This is a genomic window from Kitasatospora sp. NPDC054795, from assembly GCF_053611565.1.
The window spans coordinates 1-8,186 of sequence record NZ_JBSHAP010000221.1 but is presented as its reverse complement, the minus strand read 5'-3'; the positions used below and the strand labels follow the sequence as shown (position 1 = coordinate 8,186).

7 protein-coding genes are annotated in these 8,186 nt (G+C 73.4%); 2 read left to right on the top strand and 5 right to left on the bottom strand.

Annotated features, from left to right (window positions below; genetic code table 11):
• Positions 1-98: 98 nt before the first annotated feature.
• From ACWGJO_RS40200 to ACWGJO_RS40180, 5 genes are all read right to left on the bottom strand, one after another.
• A complete protein-coding gene (locus ACWGJO_RS40200; protein WP_452190710.1) occupies positions 99-1,343 on the bottom strand; it encodes a radical SAM protein in 1,245 nt (414 codons plus the stop codon).
• 20 nt (positions 1,344-1,363) lie between these two features.
• The gene (locus ACWGJO_RS40195; protein ID WP_452190708.1) at positions 1,364-2,098 is read right to left on the bottom strand and encodes a hypothetical protein; all 735 of its coding nucleotides are present in this window, start codon (positions 2,096-2,098) and stop codon (positions 1,364-1,366) included.
• A gap of 242 nt (positions 2,099-2,340) precedes the next feature.
• Complete coding sequence (locus ACWGJO_RS40190; RefSeq protein WP_452190706.1) at positions 2,341-3,126, bottom strand: DUF2785 domain-containing protein; 786 nt, start codon at positions 3,124-3,126, stop codon at positions 2,341-2,343.
• A 118-nt stretch (positions 3,127-3,244) separates the two neighbouring features.
• Positions 3,245-4,609, bottom strand: a complete 1,365-nt coding sequence (gene lysA, locus ACWGJO_RS40185) for a diaminopimelate decarboxylase (RefSeq protein WP_452190704.1) — start codon at positions 4,607-4,609, stop codon at positions 3,245-3,247.
• Positions 4,610-4,673: 64 nt separating this feature from the next.
• Entirely contained in the window at positions 4,674-4,847 is a 174-nt protein-coding gene (locus tag ACWGJO_RS40180; RefSeq protein WP_452190702.1) for a hypothetical protein, read from the bottom strand.
• Between the two features lie 308 nt (positions 4,848-5,155).
• Between ACWGJO_RS40180 and kdpB the strand changes: the two genes are divergently transcribed.
• Both kdpB and ACWGJO_RS40170 read left to right on the top strand, forming a co-directional pair.
• Positions 5,156-7,327, top strand: coding sequence for a potassium-transporting ATPase subunit KdpB (gene kdpB / locus ACWGJO_RS40175; RefSeq protein WP_452190700.1), 2,172 nt, complete (start codon positions 5,156-5,158; stop codon positions 7,325-7,327).
• A gap of 252 nt (positions 7,328-7,579) precedes the next feature.
• On the top strand, positions 7,580-8,065 hold the full coding sequence (locus tag ACWGJO_RS40170) for a universal stress protein (protein ID WP_387688558.1): 486 nt from the start codon (positions 7,580-7,582) through the stop codon (positions 8,063-8,065).
• The last annotated feature ends 121 nt before the right edge of the window (positions 8,066-8,186 follow it).

Here is an 8,186-nt window from a genome sequence, read left to right as displayed (position 1 = left end):
TCCTTGTGCTGGGGCCGCGGGGGCTGTAACGTCCCCGCCCCTGAACCAGCTCGCCGCCGGGGGCACCGGCGCAGACCCGGTGGCCCCCGGGCGGCGGGTCAGGTCCGGTCCTCCGCCGACGGGGCGCCCCCGTCGGCGCCGGGGAAGCGCGTTCCCGGGGTGACCGGGATCCCGCGGGACATGGCCTCGAAGTCCAGGATCGGGTGGGTCAGGATCTCCTCGACCTCGTCGGTCAGGAGGTTGCCCAGGATGAACTCCTCCTCCGCGCCCGACCCGAAGGTGACGACCTGCCCGCTCGACTGGATCATCCAGTTCAGCAGCTCCCGCTCGCTGCTCTCCGCGAGGTGGACCTCCCGGCCGGGGTGGTCGCGCCGGATCCCGTCCACGACCGCGCGGACGTCCTCGACCGCCACCCCGAGCCTGCGGACCGTGGCCGGCGACGCCCGCCGGCCCCACCACTGGAAGATCACCCATTGGGCGACCGAAGGGTGGGACATGATCTCGTCGGCGAGCTGCGGCAGTTGGTGGAGGTTCTCGGCACTCGCCACGGTGTGCACCCGCACCCGGTCGAAGCCCTCGGCGTCGCACAGGGCGAGGGATTCCAGCAGCGCCCGGAGGAGGTCGGCGTCCGGGCTGCGGCGGAACGCCCGCTGCACGTCCGCGGTGACGGCGTCCAGCGGCAGCCGCAGCGAGGACAGGCCGCGGAGGCGGTCGAGCTTCTCGGCGGTGAGCGTGTAGCCGGTGGTGTCGAGGCCGACCTTGAGGCCGGCGGCGATCGCGTGGTCGACCACGTCGAAGATCGGCGGCCACAGCAGCGGGTCGCCGCCCGCCAGCACCAGGTCGGTGGTCCCGTGCGCGGCCAGCTTCGCGATGATCCGGTCCGCCTGGGCCAGGTCGATCTGCTCCGCGGCGAACGGGTTGTAGCAGCCCTGGCAGGACATCGGACAGCGGTTGTTGATCGACCAGTTGACCCGCCGGACGCCACGCCCGGTGCGCGGCAGGTCGGCCCGGCTCCGGATCCCGGCCACCAGGTGGGCCAGCCGCCGGCTCTGCGGGAGGACGGCTCCGGCGAGCAGGTCCTCGGCCCGTTCGACGGCGGCCGCGGTGGCGTTGTTCTGGAGCAGCAGGAACGCCAGGCGCCAGCGCATGGTCTCGTCCGCCGGGTCCCGGCCCAGGGCCAGTTCGACCCGCTCGGTCAGGGCGCCGAGGTAGCCCGGGTTGAAGTTGGCCGGCTCCAGGCGCCGTTGGAAGTCGTCGGCTATCGACCCGCGTTCCAAGGACCTGTCGTAGCCGGCCCGCAAGGGGTGCGGGGGCAGGATCTCCACGTGCTGCCGGGTGGACATGGGGTGCTCTCCGGTGGTGGTCAGTTCGGGGCGGACGGCAGCAGGACGACCATCGAGTCGGCGGACGACAGGCCCATGCTCTCGACGAAGACCGCGTCGCGGACGAGCTGCGCGACGGCGGGGTGGGTGGGGGTGGCGAGGTAGCGCGCGGTGGATTCGAGCGGGGTGATGCCGCGCTCGGCGATCAGGGCGCGCAGGGCGTGCGGGAGGTCGTCGAGGCCGTCGCGCACCTCCTTGAGATCGAACCGGTCGGCCAGCCGCGTCGCGGCCCTGCGGGCCTTGGCGAGGTTGGTCGTCGGGTCCAGGGCCGTCGCCTTCGCCAGGTAGTAGGGGACGGGCTGCATCATCCAGGCCAGTGCCCCGTGCGGGTCGCCGTCGTCGCGGCCCGGCAGGTCGAAGCCCTCCGGGCCGAGTGCGAGGCCGTCGCAGAACCACTCGGGCCTCATGCTGATCCGGTAGTGGGCGTGGCCGGCCAGCCGGAACGACGGGAGCCTGGCGATGACGGACGTCGTCTCGATCCGGAAGGTGTCGGAGATCCGCCGCATCCTCCGTCCCACCAGGTCGCGGACTTCCGGCAGGTCCGCGTCCTCGGCCACGACGTGGACCAGGTCGAGGTTGGAGACGACGTCTCCGCTCGGCCCGGTGCGGTGGTCGCCGCGGGCGAGGGAACCGGTCGCCGCCACCGACATGTCGGTGACGTCGGCGAACTCGCGGGCCAACTCCCGGAACAGCAGGGGGACGTCTTCGGGTCTCACGTGGCTCCTCGGGTGTCGGCGGCGGCGGCGAAGGAGCGATCCTTCACCCTCTCTTCCAAGTCCTTTTACATCATGGAGAGTTCGTATTCAGTCGCGCAGCCTAACAGCGACCCGCCACAAATGGTCGAGTTCGCATCAATTACCTCATGCGTTATGGATGACAAACCGACAGAAGCAGTCCTGTTCCGTCACATTGGAGGACGTTCGGCGCCCGTGGACCGGGTGGGGATCCCGTCCCCGGCTTATCGGAGCGACAGGCGCAGCACCTCGGCCACCCGGGCCTTGACCACCTCGCCGTGGGCGAGCGGGACGGGGCGGCCGCCGCGCTCCGCGCAGACCCCGAGGTCCGCCAGCAGGTACAGGGCCCGCAGGGTGCGGACGGTGTTGGAGGCCCAGACCGGCATCGGCCCGTACTCGTACGGGGCGAGGGCCTCGGCGATCGGTGCCAGCCAGGCGCTCGACCGCTCCGGCGTCAGGTCGGGGCGGGTGAGGACGAGGGCCACGGCCTTGGCGAGCCGGTCGTCCTCCCGCTCCGCGAACAGGTACTCCGTCGGGGCGAGCAGGCGCTCGGCGGCGAGCACGAGCAGCGGTCCGGGGTCGACCTCGGGCCGCAGACCGAAGGCCCCCAGCAGGTCCGCGCCGTGCGCCACCGCGTGCAGCCAGCCGAGCGTGTCGTCACGGCCCCGCAGGTCGGCCTCCGCGCGGTACCAGGCGGCGAACGCGTCGAGCCACCCGGGCCTGGTGCCGCCCTGGTTCACGATCATCCTCAGGACGAGCGGGGCGAAGGTCCGCGCCTCGATCCGCGGGTCGGTGAAGCGCTCCGCCATCAGGTCACCGAGCGCCAGACACCGCTGGCGGTCGATCACCCCGCTCCGTATCCAGGCGTCCAGCACCGCGTACGGGTAACCGTCCCTGATCTCGGGGTCCGGGCTCCCCAGAGCCTCCGCCAGCTCCGCGGTCAACTCGTCCAGCCCGCGCCCCGGGGGGAGTGCACAGTCGTTCTCATGGATATCGCGCCAGTTCGTCACGGGGCGGGACCCTATCAACGGCGGACACGGCCTCCCACCTGGTTTTTCCGCGCGGGAAGTCGGCCGGGCCGACTTCCCGCGCAACCGCCGTCCGCCGCCCGCCGCCCGCCGCCCGCCGTCAGCGGCCGACCTCGCGCAGGCGGAAGTCCTCGACCGTCTCCCGCCGGATCAGCAGCCGCGCCCGGCCGTCCTTCACCGCCACCACGGCCGGACGGCCGACCAGGTTGTAGCCGGACGCCATCGACAGCTGGTACGCACCGGCCGCCGGCATCGCCAGCAGGTCGCCCGGGCGCAGGTCGGCGGGCAGCGGCGCGTCCCGCACCAGCACGTCCCCGGCCTCGCAGTGCCGGCCCACCACGTCCACCCTCGCCTCCCCCGCCTCCGAACGGCGGCCGACCAGCCGCACCGCGTACGGCGATCCGTACAGCGCCGGGCGCGGGTTGTCGCTCATGCCGCCGTCCACCGCGACGAAGCAGCGGCCGTCGGCCGAGTGCTTGACGGACAGCACCCGGTACACGGCCACCGCGGCCGGACCGGCCACGGCGCGACCGGGTTCGACGATCAGCCGGGGCACCTCCAGCCCGGCCTCCGCGCAGCGCACCGCCAGCCGGTCGGTCACCCGCACCGCGAACTCGGCGAGGTCCAGCACCTCGTCCCCCGCCAGGTAGCGGATGCCGTGGCCGCCGCCGAGGTCCAGCTCCGGCAGCTCCACGCCGTGCCGCTCCCGCACCTCGGCGAGCAGCCGCACCAGCGCGTCCACCGCGAGCAGGTACGGCTCGACCGAGGTGATCTGCGAGCCCAGGTGGCAGTGCAGTCCCGCCAGTTCGAGACCCGGCTGGTCGAGCACCCGGGCGACGGCGTCCGCCGCGTCACCGCCCTCGATCGGGAAACCGAACTTCTGCCCGCCGACCCCGGTGCGCACCGCCGGGTGGTGCCCGGCGGCGATCCCGGGAACCACCCGGACCAGCACCTTCTGCGGTGTGTCGGCCGCCACCAGCGCGGCCAGCCGGGCGATCTCCGCCGGGCCGTCGATCACGATCCGCCCGACCCGCAGCCGCCGCGCCAGCCGCAGCTCCTCCGGGGACTTGGCGTTGCCGTGCAGCAGGATCCGCTGCGCCGGGAAGCCGGCCGAGACGGCCAGCCAGAGCTCGCCCGACGAGCAGACGTCCAGCCCCAGCCCCTCCTGCTCCACCCAGTCGGCCATCGCACTGCACAGGAAGGCCTTGGCCGCGTACAGCACCTCGGCGTGCGGCAGCGCCCGCCGGTAGGCCCGGGCCCGGCCCCGGACCTCGGCCTCGTCCAGCACGTACAGCGGGGTGCCGAACCGCTCGGCGGCCTCCGCCAGTCCCACGCCGCCGACCAGCACCTCGCCTCCCCGGCCGGGCCGCGCCGAGGACGGCCAGGGGCCGCCGAGCGCGTCGGCGGAGGTGGCGACGGAGGCAGGGGCGGGGGCGGTGACGGGCCGGGCGACGAGCTGGGTCATGGCGGCTACTCCTGTGGGCGGGCGCGTGGGCGGCGGGGTGCTCCGGCGGGTGTCGGTCCGGGTGTCAGTCCTCGTAGTGCATCGCGAACCGACAGTGCGCCGGACGGGTGCGTTCCCGGTCGGCCGCCGGGGCCGGTTCCGGCGGCTCGGGGCTGTCCCGGCGCCAGGCGACGGGCACCGGGCGGACCATCCGCTCCAGCGGCTCGTCGACGTCGATGACGGCGGTGACAGTGGTCATGGCAGGTCCCTTCCAGCGGCGGCCCGTACGGCCGGACACCTCCAGTGGAGACCCTCCGCACACCGACCGCACCCGTCCTTGACGCATGACGTACGTCCCGGGCCCGGTCCTTGACGCCCTCCTGACAGTGGCCCTGCGGCGGCCCGTCCGCGGTGTCAGGAGTCTGTCAAGGACGGCCGCCACGCCGCCAAGGCCTCGTCAAGGCGGGCATGTCCCCCGGTGCTCCGGTGGTGGGCTGTCCGCCGTCCCCGCAGCCCCACCGAACCGCCGCCCCACCCGACCGGGCGGCCCGGAAGGTCCCCGAGACGATGCGCCGTTCGGCCCTCACCACCCCGGACACCACCGACCAGCAGAACCTGTTCCGGCGCCCGGACCGTGCGCCGGAGCCGCCGCCCGGCCACCGGCCCACCTCGCCGGGAGTCCGCCGCCGGCTGATCACCCGCCGCCAGCTGGCCGAGGCACTGCCCGCCGCCGTCCGCAAGCTCCACCCGCGCACCATGACGCGCAACCCGGTGATGCTGGTGGTCGAGTGCGGCTCCGCGCTCACCACCGTCAGCGCCGTCCTCCACCCGAGCGTCTTCGCCTGGGTGATCTCCTTCTGGCTCTGGCTGACCGTGCTGTTCGCCAACCTGGCCGAGGCCGTCGCGGAGAGCCGCGGCAAGGCGCAGGCCGAATCGCTGCGCCGCGCCCGGTCCACCACCACGGCGCGACGGCTTCTGCACTGGCGGGTCGGCACCCGCGACCTGCGCCACGAGGTCGTTCCCGCCGAGCAGTTGCTGCTGCACGACATCGTCCTCGTGCCGGCCGGCGAGGTGATCCCGCGGGACGGCGAGGTGGTCGAAGGCGTCGCCGCCGTCGACGAGTCCGCGATCACCGGGGAGTCCGCGCCGGTGGTCCGGGAGTCCGGCGGCGACCGCACCGGCGTCACCGGCGGGACGAAGGTCCTCTCCGACCACCTGGTCGTCCGGGTCACCTCGCGGCCCGGGCAGAGCTTCGTGGACCGGATGATCGCCCTGGTCGAGGGCGCCGACCGGCAGAAGACGCCGAACGAGGTCGCGCTCAACATCCTGCTGGCCTCGCTGACCATCGTCTTCCTGCTCTCCGTCGTGTCACTCCAGCCGATGGCCATCTACGCCCACGCGCCGCAAACCACCATCGTGCTGGTCGCGTTGATGGTCGCCCTCATCCCGACCACCATCGGCGCGCTGCTCTCCGCGATCGGCATCGCCGGCATGGACCGGCTGGTGCAGCGCAACGTGGTCGCGCTCTCCGGCCGGGCGGTGGAGGCCGCCGGGGACGTGGACGTGCTGCTGCTCGACAAGACCGGCACCATCACCCACGGCAACCGCCGGGCCGTCGCCCTGCACCCGCTGCCCGGCGCGACCACCGAACAGCTCGCCGAGGCCGCCCAGTTGGCCTCCGTCGCGGACGGAACGCCGGAGGGGCGGTCACTGGTCGAACTGACGAACCGTCAGTACTGGGTGCCGCCGCGCTCCCCCGGCGAACTCGGCGAACAGCGGCCCGTACCGTTCACCGCGCACAGCCGGATGAGCGGCGTGGACCTCACCTGGCCGGACGGCACCACCTGCCTGATCCGCAAGGGCGCCGCGAGCGCCGTCGCCCGCTGGGTGGTGGACTCCGGTGGACGGCTGCCGATGGAGGCCGGGCCGCTGGTGGACCGGATCGCCGGGTCCGGCGGCACCCCGCTGCTGGTCGCCGTCCACGACCGGCACGGCGCACGGGCACTGGGCGTCGTCGAGCTCAAGGACGTGGTGAAGGAGGGCATCGCCGAACGCTTCGCCGAGCTGCGGCGGATGGGAATCCGTACGGTCATGGTCACCGGGGACAACCCGCTGACCGCGCGTGCCATCGCCGACGAGGCCGGGGTGGACGACTTCCTCGCCGAGGCCACCCCGGAGGACAAGCTCGCCCACCTGCGGCGCGAGCAGGCCGCCGGGAACATGGTCGCGATGACCGGCGACGGCACCAACGACGCCCCCGCGCTCGCCCAGGCCGACGTCGGCGTCGCGATGAACTCCGGCACCCCGGCCGCCAAGGAGGCCGGCAACATGGTCGACCTCGACTCCAATCCGGCGAAGCTGATCGACATCATCCGGGTGGGCAAGCAACTCCTCATCACCCGAGGCGCGTTGACAACCTTCTCGATCACCAACGACGTGGCCAAGTTCTTCGCGATCATCCCCGCGATGTTCGCGAACGCCTACCCCGGGCTGCACCACCTCAACATCATGGAACTGCACAGCCCCACCTCGGCGATCGCCTCCGCGATCATCTTCAACGCGCTGATCATCGTCGCCCTGATCCCGCTCGCCCTGCGCGGCGTGCGCTACCAGCCGGCCTCCGCGACCGACCTGCTCCGGCGCAACCTGCGGGTGTACGGACTGGGCGGGCTGGTGCTGCCGTTCCTCGGCATCAAGGCGATCGACCTGCTGATCCAGTTCGTCCCGGGACTGGGCTGAGACACCGGCCGGGAGAGATCGGCCGGGAGACACCGGCCGGAGACACCGGCCGGAGACACCGCCGCACCGCCGCACCGCCACCGACGGGCCCTGTCAGAAGGCCGTCAAGATGTGTGCGACCTGCGTCATGGTGGTGTCAGCGGCGGTACGGAGGAGTCCGTTCCGGGGTTCACTTGAGTCATCCGAAGCAAGGAGTGCCGAACCGGCGGAGCCCGATGGAGAGAGCCGCCGGAGAGACGGAGGCGAACGGCCATGACCGGGACCACCCGAGTGATCGTCGGCCTGAGCGGGTCACTGAGCAGTCTGGCCGCCCTCTACCACGCCGTCGGCGAAGCAGCCCGACACGAAGCGACGCTGGTGCCCGTCGCCGCCTGGACCGCGATCGAGCGGGACGGCCGGCGCCCGCCCTCCGAACTGGAGCACGCCGCCCGCCGGCGCCTCGACATCGCCTTCGAACAGGCCTACGGCGGCTACCCGTCCGGCCTGGTCATCCACCCGCTGGTGGTCAACGCCGAACCCGGGCCCGCCCTGATCGGCGCCGTCACCGGCCCGGAGGACCTGCTCGTCCTCGGCGCCGCCACCCGCCGCCGCCTGGACCGCCTGCGGCACGGCTCCGTCGCCCGCCACTGCCGCCACCGGGCCGGCTGCCGGGTGATCGAGGTCTCGCCCTCCGCCCTGCTCACCCGCCTCGAACTGCCCGCCCGCACCGGCGCCCCGCTCCCCCTGCTGGCCCGCTGACGACGCGCCTCCCCGCGCCCGAACGCCCAGCCGTCCAGCCGTCCAGCCGTCCAGCCGTCCAGCCGCCCCACTTGCAAGCGCCCCGCCCCAGCGCCCACCCGCGCGCCCCGGCCACCACGCC

Bases quoted from the DNA above. Each gene is read 5' to 3' on its own strand.
- ACWGJO_RS40200 (WP_452190710.1), bottom strand. From the start codon at position 1,343: ATGTCCACCCGGCAGCACGTGGAGATCCTGCCCCCGCACCCCTTGCGG.
- lysA (WP_452190704.1), bottom strand. From the start codon at position 4,609: ATGACCCAGCTCGTCGCCCGGCCCGTCACCGCCCCCGCCCCTGCCTCC.
- ACWGJO_RS40180 (WP_452190702.1), bottom strand. From the start codon at position 4,847: ATGACCACTGTCACCGCCGTCATCGACGTCGACGAGCCGCTGGAGCGG.
- kdpB (WP_452190700.1), top strand. From the start codon at position 5,156: ATGCGCCGTTCGGCCCTCACCACCCCGGACACCACCGACCAGCAGAAC.
- ACWGJO_RS40170 (WP_387688558.1), top strand. From the start codon at position 7,580: ATGACCGGGACCACCCGAGTGATCGTCGGCCTGAGCGGGTCACTGAGC.